General features: G+C 71.9%; 19 protein-coding genes and 1 other RNA gene. 10 read left to right on the top strand and 10 right to left on the bottom strand.

All coding sequences use genetic code 11. The features are described 5' to 3' along the window. Positions 1–41 precede the first annotated feature (41 nt). Complete coding sequence (locus OG344_RS31540; protein WP_405086210.1) at positions 42–617, top strand: GNAT family N-acetyltransferase; 576 nt, start codon at positions 42–44, stop codon at positions 615–617. A 25-nt stretch (positions 618–642) separates the two neighbouring features. On the opposite strand, the gene OG344_RS31535 is transcribed toward OG344_RS31540, so the two are convergent. Then, positions 643–1,653 carry a LacI family DNA-binding transcriptional regulator gene (locus tag OG344_RS31535; RefSeq protein ID WP_150932038.1) on the bottom strand — a complete coding sequence of 337 codons (1,011 nt, stop codon included), beginning with the start codon at positions 1,651–1,653 and terminating at the stop codon, positions 643–645. 234 nt (positions 1,654–1,887) lie between these two features. Between OG344_RS31535 and OG344_RS31530 the strand changes: the two genes are divergently transcribed. Beyond that, on the top strand, positions 1,888–3,264 hold the full coding sequence (locus tag OG344_RS31530; RefSeq protein ID WP_327046862.1) for a cellulase family glycosylhydrolase: 1,377 nt from the start codon (positions 1,888–1,890) through the stop codon (positions 3,262–3,264). A 151-nt stretch (positions 3,265–3,415) separates the two neighbouring features. Further along, positions 3,416–4,642, top strand: a complete 1,227-nt coding sequence (locus OG344_RS31525; protein ID WP_327046861.1) for an FAD-dependent oxidoreductase — start codon at positions 3,416–3,418, stop codon at positions 4,640–4,642. On the opposite strand, the gene OG344_RS31520 is transcribed toward OG344_RS31525, so the two are convergent. The 5 genes from OG344_RS31520 to OG344_RS31500 are packed head-to-tail and all read right to left on the bottom strand — an operon-like array spanning position 4,605 to position 10,250. Next, positions 4,605–5,585 carry a hypothetical protein gene (locus OG344_RS31520; protein ID WP_405086209.1) on the bottom strand — a complete coding sequence of 327 codons (981 nt, stop codon included), beginning with the start codon at positions 5,583–5,585 and terminating at the stop codon, positions 4,605–4,607. The genes OG344_RS31525 and OG344_RS31520 overlap by 38 nt on opposite strands. 2 nt (positions 5,586–5,587) lie before the next feature. Next, positions 5,588–6,523, bottom strand: a complete 936-nt coding sequence (locus OG344_RS31515; RefSeq protein ID WP_405086208.1) for an SCO2521 family protein — start codon at positions 6,521–6,523, stop codon at positions 5,588–5,590. A gap of 8 nt (positions 6,524–6,531) precedes the next feature. Then, entirely contained in the window at positions 6,532–7,503 is a 972-nt protein-coding gene (locus tag OG344_RS31510; protein WP_405086207.1) for an SCO2522 family protein, read from the bottom strand. Next, positions 7,500–8,414, bottom strand: a complete 915-nt coding sequence (locus OG344_RS31505) for an SCO2523 family variant P-loop protein (protein WP_327046857.1) — start codon at positions 8,412–8,414, stop codon at positions 7,500–7,502. The genes OG344_RS31510 and OG344_RS31505 overlap by 4 nt, the downstream gene beginning before the upstream one ends. Beyond that, positions 8,415–10,250 carry an SCO2524 family protein gene (locus OG344_RS31500; protein WP_405086206.1) on the bottom strand — a complete coding sequence of 612 codons (1,836 nt, stop codon included), beginning with the start codon at positions 10,248–10,250 and terminating at the stop codon, positions 8,415–8,417. It abuts the gene before it with no gap. A gap of 369 nt (positions 10,251–10,619) precedes the next feature. Between OG344_RS31500 and OG344_RS31495 the strand changes: the two genes are divergently transcribed. Then, positions 10,620–11,639, top strand: coding sequence for a 2-hydroxyacid dehydrogenase (locus tag OG344_RS31495; RefSeq protein WP_405086205.1), 1,020 nt, complete (start codon positions 10,620–10,622; stop codon positions 11,637–11,639). 88 nt (positions 11,640–11,727) lie between these two features. Next, on the top strand, positions 11,728–13,446 hold the full coding sequence (locus OG344_RS31490) for a thiamine pyrophosphate-binding protein (RefSeq protein WP_405086204.1): 1,719 nt from the start codon (positions 11,728–11,730) through the stop codon (positions 13,444–13,446). Here the strand turns inward: OG344_RS31490 and OG344_RS31485 are convergent. Genes OG344_RS31485 through OG344_RS31475 form a run of 3 tightly spaced genes read right to left on the bottom strand, consistent with a single transcriptional unit; the run spans position 13,443 to position 16,671 of the window. After that, positions 13,443–14,378, bottom strand: coding sequence for a GNAT family N-acetyltransferase (locus OG344_RS31485; protein WP_405086203.1), 936 nt, complete (start codon positions 14,376–14,378; stop codon positions 13,443–13,445). The two genes, OG344_RS31490 and OG344_RS31485, sit on opposite strands and share 4 nt — an antisense overlap. Continuing rightward, the gene (locus tag OG344_RS31480) at positions 14,375–15,595 is read right to left on the bottom strand and encodes a M20 family metallopeptidase (protein ID WP_405086202.1); all 1,221 of its coding nucleotides are present in this window, start codon (positions 15,593–15,595) and stop codon (positions 14,375–14,377) included. The genes OG344_RS31485 and OG344_RS31480 overlap by 4 nt, the downstream gene beginning before the upstream one ends. Then, positions 15,592–16,671, bottom strand: a complete 1,080-nt coding sequence (locus OG344_RS31475) for a dipeptidase (RefSeq protein WP_405086201.1) — start codon at positions 16,669–16,671, stop codon at positions 15,592–15,594. The genes OG344_RS31480 and OG344_RS31475 overlap by 4 nt, the downstream gene beginning before the upstream one ends. Before the next feature lie 85 nt (positions 16,672–16,756). Here OG344_RS31475 and OG344_RS31470 point away from each other — a divergent pair, with 85 nt between their 5' ends. The 4 genes from OG344_RS31470 to rnpB all read left to right on the top strand — a co-directional run bounded on the left by OG344_RS31470 (position 16,757) and on the right by rnpB (position 20,093). Then, on the top strand, positions 16,757–17,611 hold the full coding sequence (locus OG344_RS31470; protein ID WP_405086200.1) for a Nif3-like dinuclear metal center hexameric protein: 855 nt from the start codon (positions 16,757–16,759) through the stop codon (positions 17,609–17,611). Positions 17,612–17,621: 10 nt separating this feature from the next. Continuing rightward, positions 17,622–18,362 carry a zinc ribbon domain-containing protein gene (locus OG344_RS31465; protein ID WP_405086199.1) on the top strand — a complete coding sequence of 247 codons (741 nt, stop codon included), beginning with the start codon at positions 17,622–17,624 and terminating at the stop codon, positions 18,360–18,362. Between the two features lie 65 nt (positions 18,363–18,427). Beyond that, the gene (locus OG344_RS31460; protein WP_405086198.1) at positions 18,428–19,621 is read left to right on the top strand and encodes a bifunctional RNase H/acid phosphatase; all 1,194 of its coding nucleotides are present in this window, start codon (positions 18,428–18,430) and stop codon (positions 19,619–19,621) included. 80 nt (positions 19,622–19,701) lie between these two features. Continuing rightward, positions 19,702–20,093: RNase P RNA component class A (rnpB, locus tag OG344_RS31455), an RNA gene on the top strand. A gap of 76 nt (positions 20,094–20,169) precedes the next feature. Here the strand turns inward: rnpB and OG344_RS31450 are convergent. Next, positions 20,170–20,805: a hypothetical protein gene (locus tag OG344_RS31450; protein WP_405086197.1), complete on the bottom strand. Its 636-nt coding sequence runs from the start codon at positions 20,803–20,805 to the stop codon at positions 20,170–20,172. Between the two features lie 261 nt (positions 20,806–21,066). Here OG344_RS31450 and OG344_RS31445 point away from each other — a divergent pair, with 261 nt between their 5' ends. Then, positions 21,067–22,497 carry a DUF4041 domain-containing protein gene (locus OG344_RS31445; RefSeq protein WP_405089211.1) on the top strand — a complete coding sequence of 477 codons (1,431 nt, stop codon included), beginning with the start codon at positions 21,067–21,069 and terminating at the stop codon, positions 22,495–22,497. Positions 22,498–22,802 lie beyond the last annotated feature (305 nt).

Genomic DNA, 22,802 nt, shown 5'->3' with positions numbered 1-22,802 from the left:
GCGGATGACCGGGAGGCGGCCCGAGCGCGAGAATGCGCCCCATGCCCCAGGCGACGTTGCGTACCGACCGGATCGAGCTTGTCCCGCTGGCCGGCGAACACCTCCAAGACGAGATCGAGCTGGACGCCGACCCCGAGGTCATGCGGTACCTCACGGGCCGTGCCCGCGACCGTGCGGAGGTCGAGGTCCTCCATCGCCGGAGGCTCGCCGCCGCGGAGCGCGTCGACGGGCTCGGCTTCTGGGCCGGTCTCGTCGACGGGCGGTTCGCCGGCTGGTGGATCCTGGAGCCCCCCACCCGCGCCGACCAGGGCCCGGCCGAAGGGCAGGCCGAACTCGGCTACCGGCTCCTGCGCCGCCACTGGCGGCAGGGGCTCGCCAGTGAGGGAGCCCGCGAACTTCTGCGGCACGCCTTCGAGGACCTGCGGCTGTCCCGCGTCTTCGCCGAGACGATGGCGGTCAACACCGCCTCCCGCGCGACGATGCGCGCGATCGGCATGCGGCACGTCCGCACGTTCCACCCGGACTGGGAGGAACCTCTCCCCGGCAGTCATCTCGGCGAAGTCGAGTACGCGATCACCCGGGAGCGGTGGCTCGCCTCCCGGGCGGACGGAGCGTAGGGGCCCGGCCGATCGGTCACGGTTCTCATCGCGGCCTGGCGGTGCTCTCCCTGATCACCAGATCGGTGGACAGCTCGACCCTGCGGGCCTCGGTGTTCTCGCCGCGGCCCATGGCCAGCACCATCCGCGCGGCGAGCGCCGCCATCTCCTCCAGAGGCTGGCGTACCGTGGTCAGCGGCGGCCACGCGGAACTGGACAGCGGCAGGTCGTCGAAGCCGACCACGCTGAGGTCCTCCGGCACCCGCAGGCCGCGCTGGCGCGCGGCCTCGAACACGCCGAACGCCTGCATGTCGCTGCCCGCGAAGATGGCCGTCGGGGGAGTGTCCAGCGAGAGCAGCGAGTGGCCGTGGTCGTGGCCCGAGTTGACCAGGAAGTCGCCGTACCGGATGAGCTCCGGGTCGATGGACACCCCCGCGGTCTCGAGCGCCGCCCGGTAGCCGTCGATCCTGGCCCGGCTGCAGAGCATGTCGGGCGGGCCGCCGATCATGCCGATCCGGGTGTGGCCGAGGTCGAGGAGGTGACGCGTGGCCGCCAGGCCGCCGTGCCAGTTGGTCGCGCCGACCGACGCCACCCCCGGCGGCGGCTCGCCCTCGGGGTCGACGACGACGAACGGGATCGAACGCGCGCTGAGCTGGCCCTGCTGACGCACGGACAGGCGTGAGCTGACGATGATGACGCCGTCGGTCCGCCGTGCCGCGATGCGCTCCAGCCAGTCGCGCCCGGGACCCGCGTGCGTGTGCAGCACCGAGATCACCACGCTCGCCGCCGCCTCGTGCGCGGCCTGCTCGGCCCCCCGCACCAGCTCCATGGCCCACGGGCTCTCGATCTCGGCGAACACCAGGTCGAGCAGACCGACGGGGCCGTCGCCCTGTCCGGTCCTGCGCTGGTAGCCGTGCTTCTGCAGGAGGCGCTCCACCCGCTGGCGGGTCTCCGGCGCCACCTCGGGGCGGCCGTTGATCACCTTGGACACGGTCGGAACGGAGACCCCGGCCTCCTCCGCTATCTGGGCGATGGTCACCCGCCTTTTCACTGGCATGCTGCAGATCGTAGCCGAAAGTTTCGGGGGGCCCGTACCGGATACCCCCTGATGGCTCGGATATCACAGGTGATCAAGGCCGCGATGCTCTTGACGCTTAACGACCGTGTTACATATTCTCCGGTCCGCGAAAACATTCGGATATCAGCCGAAACTTTTCAAGCGAGGGGCCGGGAGAGGCAGAGTCCGTCGCCCCTCCGGCCACGCCACTGGTTTCGAGGTTAAGGAGAATCGATGACGCTGCTGCGCGTGTCCGGATCCCGGCTGGTGGACGAGACGGGTGACACGGTCCGGCTCCGGGGGGTCGGCCTGGGCGGCTGGCTCAACATGGAGAACTTCATCACCGGCTACTCGGCCAACGAGTCCTCGATGCGCGCGGCGGTCCGCGGGGTGCTCGGCGAGGAACGCTACGAGATGTTCTTCGACCGCTTCCTGACCTCGTTCTTCACCGAGGCCGACGCCGACCTCCTGCGCGACATGGGCGTCAACTGCGTCCGGATTCCGGTGAACTACCGTCACTTCGAGTCGGACGACCGGCCGTTCGAGATCGTCGAGCGGGGATTCCGCCACCTCGACCGGGTCGTCACGATGCTCGGCGAGCGCGGTGTCTACAGCGTCATCGACCTCCACGCGCTTCCCGGGGCGCAGAACCAGCACTGGCACTCCGACAATCCCACCCATGTCGCCTCATTCTGGCAGCACCGGCACTTCCAGGACCGGGCGGTCCACCTGTGGGAGGCGGTGGCCGACCACTACAAGGACAATCCGTGGGTGGCCGGCTACAACCCGGTCAACGAGCCGGGCGACTCCAGCGGCCAGGTGGTCGGCCCCTTCTACGACCGGCTGGTCAAGGCGCTGCGCGCCGTCGACCCCGCCCACGTGCTGTTCCTGGACGGCAACACCTACTCGACCGACTTCTCGGTGTTCCGCGAGGTGTACGAGAACACGGTGTTCGTCTGCCACGACTACGCCCTGGCCGGCTTCGCCCACGGAGGGCCGTACCCCGGCTACACCCGGGGCGAGTGGTGCGACCGCGAGGAGCTGGAGCGCGCCTTCGCCCGCCGCACCGCGTTCCAGCGCGAGACGGGCACCCCGATCTGGGTGGGCGAGTTCGGGCCCGTCTACACCGGCGACCCCGCGGTGGACGAGCAGCGCTACCGGATCCTGAGCGACCAGCTGGAGATCTTCGATGCCAACGAGGCCGGCTGGTCGATCTGGACCTACAAGGACGTCGGCCTGCAGGGCCTCGTCTGCGCCGGCGGAACGTACATGGAGCGGTTCGGGCCCTTCATCGCGAAGAAGAAGCGCCTTGGCGCCGACCGGTGGGGCTCCACGATGGAGGAGACGGCCAACGAGCTCGCGCCGCTGCACCGCGTGATCGACACCGAGTTCCCCTCCTGGAACCCCTACCCCTGGGGCGCCCGCTACCAGACCGACGACCTCATCCGCCACATTCTGATCGCGCAGGCGCTGCTGCCCGAGTACGCCGAGCTGTTCGGCGGGCTGGACGACGGCGAACTGGTCGCGCTCGCCGACTCCTTCGCCCTGTCCGAGTGCACCAGGCGGGAACCGCTGATCCGGCTGCTGACCGCGAACCTGTCCGCGCCCTAGTTGACCGACTCGGGAAGGGGCACGTTCCCGAATTCCCGCCTCGGCGCGGGCCGGCGGGATACAGTGCCGCGAGGCCACCTGTCTGTGACCTTCTTGAACGGCCCTTACTCGCCTACTGTCGAAGCGAGGGGATGGCGAACTGGGAGCCCGCGTGCCTGGAAGCTGCGACGTCGTGATCATCGGTGGTGGAGTGATCGGCTGTGCGATCGCGCACCGGCTCGCCGCGCGGGGCACGAAGGTCGCGGTCGTCGACTCGGGGCCGCGGCTCGGGCTCGGCGCCTCCGACGCGGCCATGGGCGGCATCCTGACCCAGACGGAGCCGTCCTGCCTCGGCCCGCTCAGCGTCGTCATCAAGCGCAGCCGGGACATCTATCCCCGGTGGCTGGAGGAGGTCGGAACCGCCTCAGGCCTCGCGGTCCCGGTGCTGGAGGGCGGAGACATCCAGGTAGCCCTCGACGAGGCCGAGATGGAGCGCCTCGAGTCCGAGGTCCTGCCCGCGTGGAAGAACTCGCCGTTCCCGGTGGAGCGCCTGACCGCCGCCGACGCCAGAGACCTGGAGCCCCTGCTGAGCGATCGGGTGGTCGGGGGGTTCCTGCTGCCGCAGGAGCTCGCCCTCGACCCCCGCGTGCTGATGGCCTCGCTGGGCCGCGCGGTGCTGGGGCACCCGGGGATCCAGGTGCACAGCCAGGCGCACGCCACCGCCCTGCGCTCCACGCCGGGCGGCGTCGAGGTGGACCTGCACGACGGCCGCCGTCTCCGCGCGGAGACGGCGGTGGTCGCCGCCGGCCACCTGAGCGGGGTTTTCCTGCCGCGTCTCCGCGAGCACCTGTTTCCGATCAAGGGAGTCGCGTTCGACCTGCGGCCTCCCGGCGCCACCACATACCCCCTGCGCCACCACGTCTTCGCGGAGTTCACCGACGGTGAGCGGGAGTACTTCCCCTACCTCGTGCCGCGGCACGACGGCCGGGTGGCCGCGGGCGTCAGCTACGAGGAGAACGTCGGTGACGTGACGGTGACCGCCGAGGCGATCGAGGAGATCCGGCAGGGCGTCGCCACCCTCATGCCGGAGGCGGCGACCTGGCCGGTCGGCAGGCGCTGGGCCGGCCTGCGGCCCGGCAGCGCCGACCACAGGCCCGTCCTCGGCCAGGTGGACGACCACGGCAGGGTCGTCGCCGCCACCGGCCACACCGGCCTCGGCGTCACCCTCGCCCCCGTCACGGCCGAGCTGGTGACGGCACTGGTCATGGGGGAGGTGGGCGCGCCGGAGCGGGAACTGCTCGACGTGTGCCGGCCCGACCGTCCCTTCCCGCCCGCGCCGCTCCCGCCCGCGCCACTGGCGCCTACGCCGCCGGCGTCGCCGCCTCCCACAGCTCGCTGAACCGCTCCGCGCGCTCCCGCACGCTCTCCTGGTCCCGTACGAGGATCGTGCTGTGGATGACCGGCGCGATGTCGTCGCCGAGCTGGGGGGCGGGGTTGGACTCGTAGTAGACGACCCCGTCGAACAGGATGAAGTCCGACAACGAGCCGCGCAGCATGGGCGGCGCGTCGGTCAGCAGGAGCGTGCGCACCTCGATCCCGACCCCGGACTGCCACTTCCACACCCTGCGGAACGCGTCGGAGTCGAGCCGTTCGGAACGATCCATGACGAACACCCGGCGCACCCGCACCCCGCGCTGGACGAGATCGCGCTGGAGCTTGACGTAGCGCTGCCCGAGATCGGTGTGCCAGAAGCCGCCGGCGAACTCGATGTCGCGGGCGTCCACGCTGGTCAGGCTGATCGCGTCCAGGCTGACCCGGGTGTTCTTGGCGAGGGCGAGCAGCCAGTCGCGGTCCTCGCCCTCGTAGAGGGCGTATCTGCCGTCGGTCAGCTCGCCGAGGAACTTCGCCATCCGGCTGATCTCGTGGTGCACCAGGCTCTTGACGAGGTCGGGCATGTCGTCGCGGATCTTGGTGGCGTTCCGCACCAGGTCGGCCACGCCCCTGGTGTGCAGCGACGACATCTCCATCAGGCCGAAGAGCTTGCTCGCCTCGTTGATCCTCGTGAAGCTGTCGGCCACGAGGGTGTGGGTCTTCGAGTGCTGTCTGCTCTGCTCCTGCCGTACGGTCTCCAGCTGGTCGTCCACGTCGACCAGGAACTGCACGACGAAGGCGACGCCGCTGATGAACGTCGCGAGCAGCAGGCTCCACAGGTCCTCGTTCGGGCCGTGGATGAGCGCGTTGCTCACGAGATAGCTGACGCCGCCCACGAGCACGGTCACGAGCGCCTTGCGCACGATCCTCGGCACGAGCGTGGGGGGCGGCTCCGGTTCCGCTCCGGTCACGGTCACCTCCCTCCGGTTTCGGCGTTCGCGCTGAGCAGGGCGAGGGTGTGCACCGCCACCTGGTCGCGGACACGGTCGACCAGCGACCGCCACTGGCGGCTGAATCCCGGCCGCCGCTCCAGGCTCTCCCAGAACGGCGTCAGCCGCTCCTCGACCCGGGCGGCGGGCATCCACAGGTGCAGCAGGTGATCGACGGCGGGCGACAGCCGGGCCGCCACCTCGGCCGCCGGGGTCGCGCCGACGCGCGCCCGCTCGACGACGACCAGCAGCGAGGTGAGCAGCCAGTCGTGCATCGCCAGGTCCTCGCACAAGTCCACCACGGCGGGCGTGAAGGGGCCGGGATGCGTCAGGCGCAGCGAGCGCTCCTGCTCGGTGTGCAGGGTGAAGCCGATCGACGGGTCGCCGGTCTCCGCCACCCAGCGCAGGATCGTCCGCGGCATCCGGAAGGGCGCCCGCCGGTTCAGCAGCGGGGACGTCTGGACGAGGTCGAGAAAGCGGCCGGTGACCGCCGTCAAGTCGAGGCAGCCGTGGCCGCGCGGGGCGCCGTCGCCGGCGAACCCCTCGGCGATGTCGGCCGCCCTGGCCTTGCCCAGGACCTCGACGACGCCCGGCCGGGCCAGGTAGTGCGACCAGGACAGCCGCCGGTCGGTCTCCGAGCGCGTCACCCGGACGTACGACGAGCCCTGGGCCACCCGGCCCCCGGTCACCGCGCAGCGGGACACGACGGTGCCGACGCCCCTGATCCGCGAGCCGGAGGCGGCGGGCAGCACGCAGTCCACTCCGGTCAGCCGCTCGGGCGACAGCGCGTGGACGATGGGGCGGCGGGACACCCGCACGGTCTCCCCGGTCATCAGCCCGAGCACCTGCCGGCACGCCGGCTCGGAGATCTCCCCGGAGTTCTGCAGCAGCCCGGTGTGGACCTCCCCCATCACCAGCATCGGACTCCTCAGGTGAAGACGTAGGAGACGCGGTCGACGAGCTCCTCTTCGAGCCGGACTCCTTCGCTCTCACTCCGGGCCGCGACCTGCCGCAGGACCTCGTCGTCCACCGCGACCTGGCTGAGGATCGTCCGCACGGCCAGCTCGACGGGCAGGAACCGGGGGGAGAGGACGGAAAGCGTGGTGTACGCGCTGAACGGCGCGGCCTGGGGGTTGATCCGGACCACGGCGGGCAGCCGGTCCCAGTCGCCGGGCCAGCCTCCCTCCAGGGGCACCGGGGGCAGCGGCACCCGGCCCTCGTCGCGCAGCAGGCCGAGCCGCAGGAGCTGCCAGACGGCGGCGAGGAAGGGGCACGACCAGGTGCGCCGGGCCCCCCTCTCGTCCCACAGCTCCACGTCCACGAAGATCGAGTGGCCGCGCTTGGCGTTCTGGGTGGGGGGCTCCCAGGGCCGGGCCTTTCCCATCGCCTGCAGCGGGTTGGTGAGGGGCGAGCGGGAGCCGTTGCACAGCCAGCCTGTCTCCTTCACCGGCGGGCGGGACCCGTCGGTCTCCGGCGGCGGATCGTCGACCAGGCGGTCCTCGACCAGCCGGGCCGGCTCCACGGCTCCGGACCGCCCGTCCTCGAACTGCGCGCACGCCGACTCGCGGGCCAGGTAGTCGATGGTCAGGTCGTGTTCGGCCGCCGCCTCCAGGATCATCGGGACCAGCTCGGCCGGCGTGCTGAACCGGCTGAAGTAGTCGTCGACGAGGAAGCAGGTGCTCACTCGGGCCCGGCCCCCGGGCACCCGCTCCCGCCACACGGAGCGGATGGTGGCGAGCCACGGCGCGACCCTGCGGAACTGCTCACGTAACCGGGCCGGGCCCGCCTCGAAGTCCTCCATGTAGAGGTGCCCGAGCTCGACGGACACGTGCGAGAGGGGGACGGAGGCGATCCTGCGCTCGGCCGCCACCTCGCCGAACGTCGCGTGCAGCGGCGTCACAGGCCCTCCCACGCGTTGTCGTCGACGATCTTCTTGGCGAGATCGTCGAACGCGGCGGCGGTCTCGACGTTGGCGATCTTGCTGGCGAGCACGTCCTCGTCGGTGATGAGCTGCTCGCGCCACTGGAGCACCGGGTCCAGCGGCACCTTGCCCAGCATCGTCGTACGGCCGACGCCGTGCCGGCCCGCGAGCTCGCGCAGCTCGCTGTCGCAGGCGCTCAGCCAGGCCCGCTGCTCGTCGCGCAGGCCGACCAGCTCCGCCGCGTCCGGCTCCAGCACGGCCGTGCGCACGAAGCGGATGCGGTCGCGCAGGACCTCCGGGTCGTGCCCGAACCGGGTGCCGACGTCGAACAGCCCGTCCGTGCCGGTGACGAGCCCGTCGGCCGCGATGATGTGCTGGCGCGTCCAGCGGTGGAAGACCAGCCAGCGGAACGGGACCGCGGGCATCCGCACGGTCGCCGCCAGGACCAGCTCGGCGGTGAACGACCGGCCGGCGCTGACGTCGACCATGCACAGGTCGAACTCCTCCTCCAGCCGTCCGAACAGCTGGACGCACCGCCCGACGACCTCCTCGGAGAGCGCGGACAGCTCGCCGCCGCCCTCGCTGCCCGGCAGCAGCGTGAGCCGTCCCGCGCCGGGCGGGCGGGTGCGCAGCCCCTCGCGGTCGGACTCGGCCCACACGTCCACCCGCCGCGGCTGCGGGCAGTCGCCGCGCAGGTACTCGTGCAGCCCGCTCTCCCGCGTGCCGCGCGCCACCGCGCTGACGCTGAAGATCGCTCCGGCCGTGGGGGAGCCGAAGTCGAAGTCGAGATAGCAGACGTCGTTGCCCTGCAGGGCGTGCCGGTAGGCGATGTTGGTGCCGGTGACCGAGCGCCCGGTCCCGCCCTTGTCCGAGATCGCGAAGACCAGCACTCAGATCGCCTCCGACGCGCTGTCGCGGGCGGCGGCCAGCCGTTCGAGGTCGAGCAGCGCGTCGTTGATCAGCGCCTGGGCCGTCGCGGGCCGGTCGCTGATGATCGTCCTGGCCCGCTGGAGCGCGGACTGGATAGTGCGCAGCTTGGGCTGGATCGTCTGCCCGGCCACCAGCGGCCGGGTGACCATCTCCTGGTCGAGCAGGTGCTCGGCCTCCCCGAGCATCTGGAAGGCCAGCTCGACGAGCTGCGGGCTGCGCAGCGGCGGCTCCCCGCTGGCCGTCGCCGCGGCGACGAGGAACTCGGCGACCCGTTCCGAGAAGTACCAGGACGGCTCCTCGTCCCGCGCCTCGATGCCGGTGAAGACGTTGCCCGGCTGGTCCCAGAGGCCGGCGGCCGGGCCGCCGGTGTGGCGGCGCAGCAGGATGTGCCGCCAGATCTGGTCGGCGAGCGTGAGCAGGCGCTCCCGCATGCGGGTGTTCTGGGCGATGCTGGCGGCCCAGATCGTCCGCTTCAGCAGCGTGATGGCGAAGTCGGACACCATCCAGAGGAGGTGGGGGCCGAGCTCGTCGCTGCCGTGCAGGTTGACCGGAACACCGGGGGAGTGCATGAGCACCGGCGGATCGCCCGGAACCGCCCTGCGGATGATCCTGGCGCGGATGGCCAGCTCCTCCAGCACCGCGCCGACCCGGTCGAGGTCGACGTCGGCCGACCGGTTGTTCACCAGGCTCTGCACCACCATGGCGGTGACGCCGAGGCTGTAGTAGTCCGACTCCTTCTCGTCGACCGTCCGCCAGGGGATGTCCTCCAGCGGCCAGGTGCCCCGCCCGTACGTCGCGATGGTGCGCCAGTAGAGCTGGGTGAGGTCCCAGCGGCGCTGGATGGCCTCGGCGAGCGTGATCTGGTCGTCGTTGAGCAGGCTCAGGACTCTGGTGCGCGGGGAGAACAGGTCGGAGATGCCGACGAGGGCGTTCACGGTGAAGTACAGGAACGGCGTGGCGGCGGCGACGCCCTCCGGCTGGGGGCCGATGTCGAGCGGCGTGGGGACGGCGGGCGCGTCCTTCACGATGCCCCACGTCCAGCCGCACTCGAACAGCAGGTTCTCGTTGTCGAGGTCGACCTGGCTGCCCGAGCCGATTGACAGGTCGCGCAGGCCGGCCCGCACCGGCCGCAGCTCGCGCCGCAGGTCGTCGAGCACCCGGCGGGTGGGCGCGCCGGTCTGGTTCACCGTGCGCAGCAGCGCGCGGCCCTCCGGGGAGGCGGGGTCGAAGGCGTTCACGGTGAAGCTGCGCAGCAGGCCCGCCATCGCGGCCGTGAGGCGTTTGCCGGCCAGGTCCTCCAGCTCGCGGATCTCGCCGCGGATGGACTGGCGCCGCACGCTCTGCCGGAAGACCTTCAGGAAGCCGAGTGTGCCGAGCGCGAGGGTGACCGACATCGAGAACGAGTCGACCACGTCGAGCTGGAGCTGTTCCGGGCTGACCTTGGCGTCGTCCTCCTGGGTGCGGAAGTAGCTGCCGCCGGAGAAGACCGGGCGCCCGTCCTCGGCGGTGTAGGTGCGCAGGTACTGGCCGATGACCTTGAGCAGCAGCTTGGGGATCTCCACGGAGTCGCCGAGCACGGTGAGCGCGGCCAGCACGTCGTCGCCGGTCTCGTTAGGCGTGTCCAGCCGGAATCCCGGCAGCTCGGAGGCGGGGTACATGAAACAGAGGAGCTGCTCGGCGTCGGAGATGGAGTTCGACCCGTCCCGGCCGCCCCACGCCCAGGCGCCGTCCCGGTAGGAGGCGCGGGCGGCCGCCTCCCACAGCTCCAGAAGCTGCTGTCGCGGCTGGAGTCTCATACGGGCCCTCTCTTGCGCTGCCTTCGCTTGCCTCGGGTCGCCTATAAGGGGCTGTCAACCGGGGGCGGGCCGAGGACCGGTGTTCCCGTGGCCCACCTGGAAAGCTCCTTGCGGGGAGTTGGTGCGTACCCGGCACATGGCTATCAATATTCTGTATATCATTGAACTCGCACTTCGTCGCTAGAACCACCCGCGATAATTGGCATTCCAGCTGGGCTGCAGTGATTCCGGAGCCTACGGAAATCAGTAAGAGGCGGGTCCTGAACCGAGAGATACATAATGGTCCACCCAGTGGCTGCCGGGGCCGGAACATTCGGCGACGCCGCGACGTCACGGGCGGACGGTGTGAAGCCGCCGGAGAGTGCCGGGATGGTCCTCGTCACCGGCGCCGGCATCGACACGAAGCTGCTGGCGCCGCTGGAGGAGCGGCACAATCTGAAGGTGCTGTACCCGCCCGGCCCGCTGGACGAGGCCGGGCTCGGCGACCACCTGAGGCAGCACGTGCGCGCCTACCTCCACGGAGGCGAGGAGAGGGCGACCGGCGGCGTGCTGCGCAAGGCGACGTCCCTGGAAGTGGTCGCCTTCGTGGGGGTGGGCTACGAGAACTTCGTCGACGTGCCGACGGCCGACGAGCTGAACATCGCCGTCACGAACACCCCGGGGGCGGCGACGGACGCGGTCGCGGCGTTCACGGTGGGTCAGATCATCAATGCCAACTGGCTGATCCCCCATCATCTGGGCCCGCCGCTCCCCGGCTGGGAGGGCCCCGGCGACATGCCGCACGAACTGGGCGCACGCCGTGTCGGCATCCTCGGGATGGGGGCGAACGGCCAACGTATCGCCGAGATCCTGTGCGACGGCTTCCGCGTGACCGTCACCTACCACAGCCGCACCCGGAGGGCGGATTTCGAGCGGAAACGGAACGGCCGCCTCTCCTATCGGGGGTCGGTGTCCGAACTGGCCGAGGTGAGCGACATCCTCGTCGTCATGGTGCCGGAGACCGACGAGACCAGGTCGATGATCGGTTCGTCGCTGATCGCGCTGATGCCGCCGGGGTCGGTCATCGTCAACACCGCGCGCCCGGCGATCGTCGATCCCTACGCCCTGTACGCCGGGCTGAGCGAGGAGCGGGTGCGCATGGCGGTGTTCGACGGCTTCTACGACCCTGACTCCGGCATCGGCGCGGAATTGCGCCGGGATTTCGGCGACCGCCTTCTCGTAACCGGCCACATCGCCTCCCATACCCAGGAGACGATGAACCGTATGATCACTCAGGCTGTCGCGTCCATCGACAATTACCTGACAAATGGGACAGATCAGTACGAGGTAGGCAAACGCCACGATAAGTTTAGGGCGGCGCCTCGGGTGACATGCGGACAGGCATCATAATTCGCTCCCGAAGGGCGTACGCGGTGCGCGACGGGGGAAACTCCAGAGAGTAAACCCAGGTAAACCCCTTCTCTCCCCGGGAAGTGACGTGGCCACCGAGGACCCGATCCATTCCAAGGGGACGCCCGCCGCGATCACCGGTGCCCGTGCCCTGGTCAGGACGCTGACGGCGCACGGCATCGACACGATCTTCGGCATACCGGGCACCCACAACCTCGCGATCTACCAGGAACTCTCCCGCGCCGGCGTGCGATGCGTCACGCCGCGGCACGAGCAGGGCGCGGGATACGCCGCCGACGGGTACGCCAGGGTGACCGGCAGGCCCGGCGTCGTCGTCACCACCACCGGTCCCGGTGTGGTCAACGCGGCGACGGCGATCGGGCAGGCGTACTCCGACTCGTCCCCGATCCTGCTCGTCTCCCCGGGCGTCCCGACCGGCCATCCCCGCGACGGCCGCGGCTACCTGCACGAGAGCAGGGACCAGTCGCGGGCGATCGGCGCCCTGTGCGACTGGAGCCACCGTGTGACGAGCGTGCGGGAGATCCCCGCCGCCGTCGCCCGCGCCTTCGGGCACTTCGCCGAGGGACGCCCCCGGCCGGTCCACGTCGAGATCCCCGCCGATCTGCTCGACCTGGAGGGCCAGGTCAAGATCGTCCCGCCGTACCGGGTCATGCCGCGCGAGCCCGATCCGCCGGCCCTGGACGAGGCGGCCGGCCTGCTGCGTTCGGCGCGCCGCCCGGGTTTCGTGCTGGGCGGCGGCGCCCAGCGGCCGGGCGCCGCCGAGCCGCCGGTGGGCCGCCTGGCGATGCGCCTGGCGGAACGGTTCGGCGCGCGGGTCGTCACCACGGTCAACGGCAAGGGCGCGGTGCCGGAGAGCCATCCGCTGGCGCTCGGCGCCACGCTGCACCTCGCGGCCGTCCGCCGCTGGCTCGCCGGGTGCGACGTCGTGCTGGCCGTCGGCACCGAGCTGGGACCGGCCGACCTGTGGGAGGACCCCTTCGCCCTCACCGGCCGCCTCGTACGGATCGACATCGACCCTGGGCAGATGCACGGTGACCACGTCGCCGACGTGGCGATCGTCGCGGACGCCGAGCGCGCCATGCGCGGCCTGGCCGAGCGGCTCGACGTGCGGCTCGACGGGCGGCTCGACGGGCAGGCCGACGTGCGGGCTGGCGTGCGGGCCGACGGGCGGGGAGACGGGCGGGCCGGCGGGCGGGGAGACGCGCCGGGCCCGGAGCGGGAGCCGGGCGTGGGCCACGAGACGGAGCTCCAGGACCTGGTCCGCCGGTGGTCCGGCCAGCTCGCGGCGCTGCGCCGCGCCATGCCGCCGGAGACCGTCGTGGTGGGGGACAACTCCATGTTCGTCTACCACGGCGCGCTCGTCGGCATGCCGATGGACCCGCCCGGCCGATTCCTGTTCCCGACCGGGTTCGGGACCCTCGGTTTCGCGCTGCCGGCCGCCATCGGGGCGAAGCTCGGCCGCCCGGACCTGCCGGTGGTGGCGCTGGCGGGCGACGGGGCGTTCCAGTTCACCCTGCAGGAGCTGGCCACGGCCGTGGAGCTGCGGCTGAGCCTGCCGATCGTGGTGTCCCTCAACGGCGGTTTCGGGGAGATCCGGGAGGAGATGCTCGCCCGCGGCATGACGCCGGTCGCCGTGGACCTGCACGCGCCGGACTTCCCCGCTCTCGCCGCCGCGTTCGGCGCGCGGGGCCTCGCCGTCAAGACGCCCGGTGAGCTGGAGGAGGCGGTCACCGAGGCCCTGCGCGCCCCGGTGCCCACGGTGATCGCCGTACCGGAAGGGGATTAGCCCGATGAGGAGGTAGCCGGGTGGGTGGCGGGCGCGGCCGCCGCCGGACGGCGTCCGCGCACCCGGCCGGGCCGTCGCTCGACGACGTAGCAGCCGTCGGCGAAGCCCGACACCCGGCCGCCCTCCGCCATCAGGCCGCCGAGCACGTCGCGTACGGCGTGCCGCCACGCCGCGGCCGTCCCGGGGTCGCGGCGGCGCAGCGTCTCCATGTCCGCGGGCACGGCGACGAGCACCGCCGGGGCGTCCGTACGCAGGACCCGGGGCCGCCCGTCCCGTTCGGCCAGCGCGGCGCCCGCGCCGTCCGCGCTCGCCGGCCGGTACGGCACGCCGGCGCAGGCCCGCGCCACTGCCGGGGCGCCGAGCCGCCAGACCGCGAGGAGCCGGTCGGACTCGTCCCCGGCGTTCAGCGCGTCGCCCATCGAGCCGTAGAAGTCGGGCAGGTACTCCTCCGGCCGTGCGGCGAGCTTGGCCAGGTTGAAATGGGCGTTGCGCCGGACCAGCGGATCGAAGGTCCAGGTGATCCGGCTCAGCCCGCGGCGCAGGGCCCAGGCGCGCTGGTGCAGCTTGAGCGCGAACCCGGCGCCCGGCCGCACGGTGCCCGTCACGTGCGAGTGCAGCACCTCGCCCGCGGGCGCGGCGAGGAAGCCGGCACACGCCCCGACGAGATCGGGTCCGTCGAACGCTCCCGCGACGTATCCGCCCGCGTGCGACAGCGCCCGCATCAGCTCCGCGGTGACCGGCGGGTTCCACGGCTCGGGTCGCCAGATGCCGTCGAACAGCCGGACCACCCGGCCGAACTCGTCGTTCGTGCTCAGCTCCGCGACGCGGAGGCCGCGGCCCGCCGCCGCGGCCCGCGCCCGGCGGCCGGCGTCGGCGGCGCGCCCGCCGCGCGGCGGGCGCGGCCCGCCGGTCTCCCCGCCGCCCGCGTTCACGCGCTGCCCCCGGCTTCCGGACGACCGGTCTCCACATGGCCGGCTCCCACGCGGCCGGGAGGCGCGCCGGGGTCGCCGTCCGTCGTGTCCCCGGCTTCCGGACGACCGGTCCCGCCGGCCAGGACGTACGCGGTGAGCGCGGCCACCAGGCGGGCGCGGGCCGGCATCTCGGCGACCACGACGTGCTCCCCGGGGGCGTGCGCGCCGCCGCCGACCGCGCCCAGGCCGTCGAGCGTGGGGCAGCCGGCTCCGGCGGTGAAGTTGCCGTCCGAGCCGCCGCCGACCGTCACCCCCCGCAGCGGCGCCATGCCCAGCTCACGCGCGGTCCGTACGGCGACCTCGAAGAGCCCGGCGGAGGCGGCGGGGTCGAGGGGCGGGCGGTTCGGCCCGCCGCGCAGCTCAAGGCGTACGCCCGGGGTATGGGGGGTGAGCGCGCGCATCAGCTCGTCCACCCGGCGCTGCGCGGCCTGGTCGGGCACCCGCACGTCGACCGCGACCCGGGCCCGCGCGGGCACGGTGTTGGTGCTCGTCCCGGCGGCCAGCATGGTCGGGGTGACCGACGTGGCCCCCGCCCTGGACGACGACCCGACCTGCTCGCCGATCGCCGCGACGGCCAGCACCTGATGGGCCAGCTCCACGGCGGCGTTGGCGCCCAGCTCGGGTTCGAGCCCGGCGTGCGCGGCTCGCCCGTGCACGATCAGCTCGTACCGCGAGATGCCCTTGCGCGCGGTCTTGAGCGCGCCGCCGTCCGCACTGGCCTCCAGCACGAACGCGGCCGCGCACCGCGCCGCGATCGACTCGATCAGCGGGCGGGAGGTCGGCGAGCCGAGCTCCTCGTCACCCACGACGAGCACGCTCAGGCCGTCGGGGGACGGCATCGAGGCGGCCGCGTGGAACAGCTGCACGAGCCCGGCCTTCATGTCGAACACCCCCGGCCCCCGCGCCACGCCGTCCGCGACCGACCAGGGGTGCTCGCGCAGCGTGCCGACGGGCCAGACGGTGTCGTGGTGGCCGAGCAGCAGCGCCCGCGGCGCGCCGAACGACCAGAGCAGGTGCGTCACCCCGTCGATCACCAGGATCTCCGGGTCCGCCCCGAGCAGCCTGCGGCCCAGCGCGGCCACGACCCGGGCGCTGCGCGCCACCGCCTCGTGGTCGCTGGAGTACGACTCGCAGAGCACGAGCTCTTCGAGGTCGGCCAGCATCGCGTCGAGATTCACCGCGCGGGCTGTCCCTCTCCCGCCCCTTCGGGCGCCGGCCGGCCCAGCTCGGCCCGGAACAGGCGCATCACGTTCGCGCCCAGGATCTTCTGGGTCTCCTCCTCCGAGAATCCCCGCTTGACCAGCGCGTCGGTCACCAGCGGAAGCCCGCGCGGCCCCTCCAGGCCGGGGATCGCCGCGTCGGCGTCGATCCCCGAGTAGCCGAAGCCCTCGCAGCACGGCGGGGTGAGGTCCTCGCTGACCTCGCGCATGAAGTCGGGGCCGAGGCCCACGTGGTCGATCCCGGCGACAGAGGCGACGTGCTCGATGTGGTCCACCAGGTGGTCGACGGTGGCCGAGCGGGCGTCCTCGGTGAGGAAGGCGGCCAGGAAGTTGACGCAGACCACGCCGCCGCCCGCGGCGACGCCCCGGAGCTGCTCGTCGGTGAGGTTCCTGTGGTGGTCGCGCAGGGCGCGGGCCGAGGAGTGGGTCGCGATGACCGGCCGGGCCGCGATCTCCAGCACGTGCGCGACCCCCGTCGCGCCCAGGTGCGAGATGTCGAAGAGCATGCCGAGCCGTTCCATCTCGCGGAGGGCCTGGACCCCGTGGCTGGTGAGCCGTGAGCCGGTGCCGTCCTGGCCGCTGCCGTCGGCGAGAGCCGTACGGCCCCAGTGGGCGATCGACGCGACGCGGACCCCGAGCCGGTGCAGGGTCGGGATCAGCTCCACGCTCTCGTCGATCCCGGGCATGCTCTCCAGGGCGAGGACCAGGGCGATCCGGCCGAGGGCGAGGGCCTCGTCGATCTGCTGCCCGTCGTGGCACAGCGCGACCGCGTCCGGGTTGCCCTCGGCCAGCACGTGGGCACACTCGATCATGCGCAGGGTCTGGCGCAGCGCCCCCTCCGGGCGAAACCAGCTGTCCACGAACACCGGCAGCACCTGCACGTCGACCCCGCCCTCGACGAGCTGGGGCAGCCATCGGTCGCGGAAGAACGCGGACCAGATCTCCGGGGGCCTGGCGGAGACGGTCATCAGTAGGTCGTTGTGCGTGTCGGCGACCACGAATCTGTCGTGCGGGCTCTGCTGACCATCGGGCACGGCGGGGGTCCTTCCCTGAGTCGGGTCCTCGAAGGGGACGTTACCTTTCCCGGGCCGTCCCGCGGCCAGACGGTAGTGTGCGCGGGTGGATTCGATCTCCTCCTGCGCCCTCGCCGAGGTCGTCGCGCGCCTGGACGCGTTGTACGACCCCTCCTGGGCCGAGTCGTGGGACGCGGTGGGCCTCGTCTGCGGCGACCCCGAGCAGCCCGTACGGAAGATCCTCTTCGCCGTCGACCCGGTCGCGGTCGTCGTCGACGAGGCCCTCGCCTGGGGGGCCGACCTCGTCGTCACCCATCACCCGCTCTATCTGCGCGGCACCACGAGCGTCGCCGCGACCACCTTCAAGGGCCGGGTCGTCCACCGGCTCATCCGCGGCGGCGCCGCGCTGTACGCCGCGCACACCAACGCCGACGTGGCCGACCCCGGCGTCTCCGACGCGCTCGCGCGGGCCGTCGGCCTCGCGGGCGACCTGCGGCCCCTCCAGCCCGCCGCGGACGACCCGCGCCGGGGGCTCGGCCGGATCGGGGACCTGCCCGTCCCGATGCCGCTGCGGGAGTTCGCCGCGCTGGCCGCCGCCGGACTGCCGCGTACGGCGGCTCCGCTCCGCGTCGCGGGCGACCCGGACCGCACGGTGCGGACCGTCGCCGTCTGCGGCGGCGCCGGAGACTCCCTCCTGGGCACGGCCCGGGCGGCGGGGGTGGACGTCTACCTCACGGCCGACCTCCGGCACCACCCGGCCGGCGAGCACCTGGAGGCGGGCGGGCCCGCGCTGGTCGACGCCTCACACTGGGCCACCGAATGGCCCTGGCTCGCCGACGCCGCCGAGCGTCTGACGTCAGTGTTGGCGGCAGGTGGCACTACTGTTGAGGCGCGCGTCTCGGGCGCCGTCACCGACGCCTGGACGGCGACCACCACCGACTTGGACCCCCGAGCATCTTGAGGGATTTGGGATGAAGGCCGCACCGGAAGCACAGAAGCGTCTGCTCGATCTCGCGGAGCTCGACACGAGTCTCGACCGGGTGCGGCATCGCCGCCGCACCCTGCCCGACCTGGCCGAGATCGACGAGCTGTCCAAGAGGCTCGCGCGGCTCGCCACGCAGGTCATCGGCGCCGAGACCGAGGCGGGCGACCTCGCCCGTGACCAAACCAAGGCCGAGTCGGACGTCGACGCCGTACGCGCCCGGGTCGACCGCGACACCAAGCGCCTCGACTCCGGGCAGGTCTCCTCGCCCAAGGACCTGGCGAGCCTCCAGTCCGAGATCACCTCGCTGCGGCGCAGGCAGTCGGACCTGGAGGAGGTCGTGCTGGAGATCATGGAGCGCCGGGAGGCGGCGGACGCCCAGGTGGAGTCGCTCAGGTCCGAGCGTGACAAGGTCACCGGGACGCTGCGGGCCGCCGAGGAGCGCCGCGACGCGGCCTTCGCCGAGATCGACAAAGAGGGCGGCGAGCTGACCGGCCGCCGGGGCGCGGTCTCCGCCGACATCCCCGCCGACCTGCTCGCCCTGTACGAGAAACTGCGCGAGCAGAGCGGCGTCGGCGCGGCCATGCTGCAAGGTGGCCGGTGCCTCGGCTGCCGTACGAGCCTGTCGATCGCCGACCTCAACCGCATCCGGGCCGCCGCCCACGACGAGGTGGTCCGCTGCGAGGAGTGCCGCCGGATCCTCATCCGTACGGCCGAGTCCGGGCTGTGACCCCGGCCACGTGAACGACGAGGGCGTGCGGGTGACTGGGGCGTGTGGATGACGGGGGTGTGTGGATGACAGGGGGGTACGTCATCGAGGCCGACGGCGGGTCGCGGGGCAACCCCGGCCCGGCCGGGTACGGCGCGGTGGTCAAGGACGAGGCCGGGCACGTGCTCGCCGAGGCGGCCGAGTCGATCGGCACCACGACCAACAACGTGGCCGAATACCGCGGGTTGATCGCCGGGCTCGGGTCGCTGCTCGCGCTCGGCGCGGAGGGAGCCCGGGTCGAGGTGCGGATGGATTCCAAGCTGGTCATCGAGCAGATGGCCGGGCGCTGGAAGGTCAGGCACGAGGGGCTGCGCCCGCTCGCCCTGGAGGCGGCGGCCCTGGCCCGGCGGCTCCGCGTCACCTGGACGTGGATCCCCCGGGAGCGCAACACGCACGCCGACCGCCTCGCCAACGAGGCGATGGACGCCGCCGCCCGGGGGGAGACCTGGCGCCCGGGCCCGGCCGCCTCCGCCCCACAGTCTCCGCCCCCCACCGGCCCCGGTGTGGGGCCCGGCGGAGACGCCGCGGGCGGCCTGGCCGGCTCCGGCGGAGTCGCCGGAGCCGACGACCGGGGCGGGCACGGGTGGATGCCCGGGGCCACCCGGACCGCCACGTCGCTGCTGCTGCTCCGGCACGGGCAGACGCCGCTCTCGATCGAGAAGCGGTTCTCCGGGCTCGGCGACCCGGAGCTCACCCCGACCGGGCTCGCGCAGGCCGAGGCCGCCGCCGCGCGCCTGGCGCGCCGACAGCGGCAGGTCGAGGTGGTCGTCACCTCTCCGCTCACCCGCGCCCGGCAGACGGCGGAGGTCGTGGCGTCCCGTACGGGTTCGGCGGTGCTGGTCGACGAGGACCTGCGCGAGACCGACTTCGGGGCGTGGGAGGGGTACACGTTCGCGGAGATCCAGCGGCGCTGGCCCGGCGAGCTGGCCGCCTGGTTGGCCGATCCCGGCGTCGCGCCGCCCGGCGGCGAGAGTTTCGCCTCGACCGCCCGGCGGGTCGAGCAGGCGAGGGAACGCATCCTGAAGGCCCACGAGAGCCGCAGCGTCGTCGTGGTCTCCCACGTGACCCCGATCAAGACACTGATCCGCTTCGCCCTGGGCGCGCCGCCCGAGGCCCTCTACCGGATGCACCTCGATGTGGCCTGCCTGTCGGCGATCGACTACTACGCCGACGGTCCCTCCGTCGTACGGACGGTCAACGACACGGCGCACCTCGGCTGAGGTCACCACCCGCCGGAGCCGCGGCGCCGTGCCGTGCCGGGGAACGGAGCGGGAGCCGATAGGCTTGGCTTCACGGTGGACGAGCCGGCCGGGCGGCCGCGTCAGGGCCTCGCGCCCTGCCGAGGAAGGTCCGGGCTCCACAGGGCAGGGTGGTCGGTAACGCCGACCCGGGGCGACCCGCGGGACAGTGCCACAGAAAACAGACCGCCCCCTTCCCGGGGGTAAGGGTGAAACGGTGGTGTAAGAGACCACCAGCGCCCACGGTGACGTGGGCGGCTCGGTAAACCCCACCCGGAGCAAGGTCAAGAAGGGACGTTCTCCGGAACGTCCCGCGCGCGACGTTCGAGGGCTGCCCGCCCGAGCCGCGCGGGTAGACCGCTTGAGGCCGCCGGCAACGGCGGTCCTAGATGGATGGCCGCCGGTCAGCCCCCGTGGCTGACCACAGAACCCGGCCTACAGGCCGGCTCGTCCACCCTGTCCTCCTCTGACCTGCGGTGAAGCCGTGATCGGGCAAGATCAAGCGGCCGGAGGGCACAATGGGGGCATATTCAGGTGAGCCCGCCCGCCGCGGCGAAGGCGTGGTCCAGGGCCGTGCGAGTCATGTCCACCGGCACTCCCGCTGAGAAGATCGCGGGCTTCAGGACATCGGCGTTGAAGTGGTCGCGCCGGATCAGGTTCCCGCGCGCCGTCCGAAAGAGCACGTCCTCAGGCTTGTGCCTGTCGATGTACTCGGCCAGCGCACGAGCGAGAACGGCCGGTATCGGAACGTCACGGACAGAAGCTTTCGTCTTCGGCGGAGCCAGCGTCGGACGCGACGAGGGCGAGGCGTCCTTCTTGTCCTCGGCCCGCTTCTCGCGGTCCCACACCTTCTCGCCCGAGGGCGGCGTCCCGGAGTTGTTGGAGTCGATTCCCAGCCGCTCCTTCAACGCCACCACCGTCGCAGTCAACTCGGCGATCTGTGCGGCCTGCGTCTGGATGGTCTCGGCTTGCCTGGCGATCCCCGCCCGCGCGGCGGCCAGCTCAGCCTCACGCTCGGCCAGCAACGCACGCAACCGCGTACTGACCGCCCGGACCTCGATGACTTCCCGCCGAGTCTCGGCCAGTTCCTGCCGCAGGGCGGCCAACTGCCGCGCGAACTCCTCCATCGAGGTCGCGCCAGGCAGGGGATTCGGCAGCTCGGACATGATCGGCGATCATCATGCCGGACATCGACCGGACCGGATCGCCAAACCAACGACGTCGAGATCAAGAGACGTGTGAACGATTACGCGAAGACGACTCCCATACCGCCTGCTCCGAGATCCTTATTTGCCCTCTGTGTCTGGGGTCTGCCGTTGGCAGGCGTCCCTGCGAATTATTGAGGTTGTTGTAAACCAATGAGCCGAGGTGGCTGTCTTCTTGTGGCATGTGTCGCGACGGGGCACATGGTGGAGGAGGGCGTGACGATGGAGTACCGGTTCAATTCGCCTCCCGGATGGCCGGTTCCTCCTGTGGGCTGGCGGCCGCCGGAGGGATGGCAGCCGAATCCGTCATGGCCTCCGGCGCCGCCGGACTGGGAGTTCTGGGTTCCTGTACAGCCGTCGCCCCCGCCTTCTGCGCCTCCGGTTCAGCCGCAGCCTGCTCCCTCTCCAGCGGTACCAGAGCGCAGCGGTGGGGGGCTATTCGGCGGCAAGAAGAAGCTGGAGGCAGAGAACGCCGAGTTGCGCGCGTGGGTCGAGCGGCTGGGTGGCATGGACGCCGTGCGCGTCTCAGCGATGACCGAGGCGCTGCATGCCGAGCATCAGGGACTGCAGACGGCTGTCGCTGATGCCACGCGGCGTCTGCGCGAGGTCGAGCGGTTGATCGTACAGACCGAGGAGACCGTGCTGTTGCAGGAAGCCGGTGTCTATGAGTACCGGCACCCGTTGAGTGACGCGGTGGCTTACAAGGAGCGGCTGGCGCAGGTCAAGGCGCACATAAAGGAGTTGTCCAAGGACGGCAAGGCGGTGCTGGGTTCCACCGGCTGGCAGGTCAACGGGTCGGCGGCCGAGGGGCGCCGGATGGTGCGTGACTTCTCCAAGCTGATGCTGCGTGCTTACAACGCCGAGGCCGACAACTGTGTGCGCACGATGCGCCCGTACAAGCTGCAGTCGGCGGTCGACCGCCTGGAGAAGGCGGTGGAGATGATCGTCAAGCTCGGCAAGACGATGAGCATCCACGTCAGCGGTGACTACCACCGGTTGCGGGTCTACGAGCTGGAGCTGACCGCCGACTACCTGGCCAAGCAGGAGGAGGAGAAGGAGCGCACCCGTGCCCAGCGGGAGCAGCAGCGTGAGGAGGAGGCCGCGCGGCGGGAGTTCGAGCGGGAGAAGGCCAGGCTCCGCAAGGAGGAGTCCCATTACCGCTCCGCGCTGTCGAAGCTGCTGGCCAAGGGGGATGAGGCGGGGGCGGATGAGCTCAAGGCGAAGCTGGAGGAGATCGGCGCGGCGGTCAGCGACGTCGAGGCGCGCGAGGCCAATGTCCGGGCCGGCTATGTGTATGTGATCTCCAACATCGGTGCGTTCGGCGAGGACGTCGTCAAGATCGGCATGACCCGCCGTCTGGAACCCGAGGACCGTGTCCGGGAGCTGGGCGACGCCTCGGTGCCGTTCAAGTTCGACACCCACGCGATGATCTTCAGTGACGACGCGGTCGGGCTTGAGGGGCGGCTGCACGCCGCGTTGAACGACCGGCGCGTCAACAAGGTCAACCGTCGCCGGGAGTTCTTCCACGCAACGCCCGCCGATGTCAGGGACCTGCTGCAGAAGATCGCGGGCCAGCACCTTCTGGAGTACCGGGACACTCCCGAGGCCCTGGAATGGCACCAGTCGGTTCACGTCAAGGCGGCGGCGGGCTGAGCCGAATCGCGCGCCTGGTCGGCGTGCCCCGAAGGCACATTGGGGGCACATTGGGGGCACATGGCGTTAGGAGGCGGCGGAGAACAATGTCAGAGGACGGCAGTGTTCCCGCAGGTCAGACGGCATGCCGCTGATCTGCGTGCAGGTCACGAGCAGGCTGGATTAGAACCCGGCCTACAGGCCGGCTCGTCCACCAGCCGCCTCTCCGAGCCGGGCCGACTGCCGGATCACTCCCACCAGGGGCACACCAAGCGCGGGGGAGGAAGGTCGCCGGGGGCAGATGCACGCGAGGCGGGGCTTGACCC

Source organism: Microbispora sp. NBC_01389, from assembly GCF_045040095.1.
Classification (GTDB): domain Bacteria; phylum Actinomycetota; class Actinomycetes; order Streptosporangiales; family Streptosporangiaceae; genus Microbispora.
Note: the sequence above shows the minus strand (reverse complement) of the source record. Positions and strands in the feature narration are given on the sequence as shown.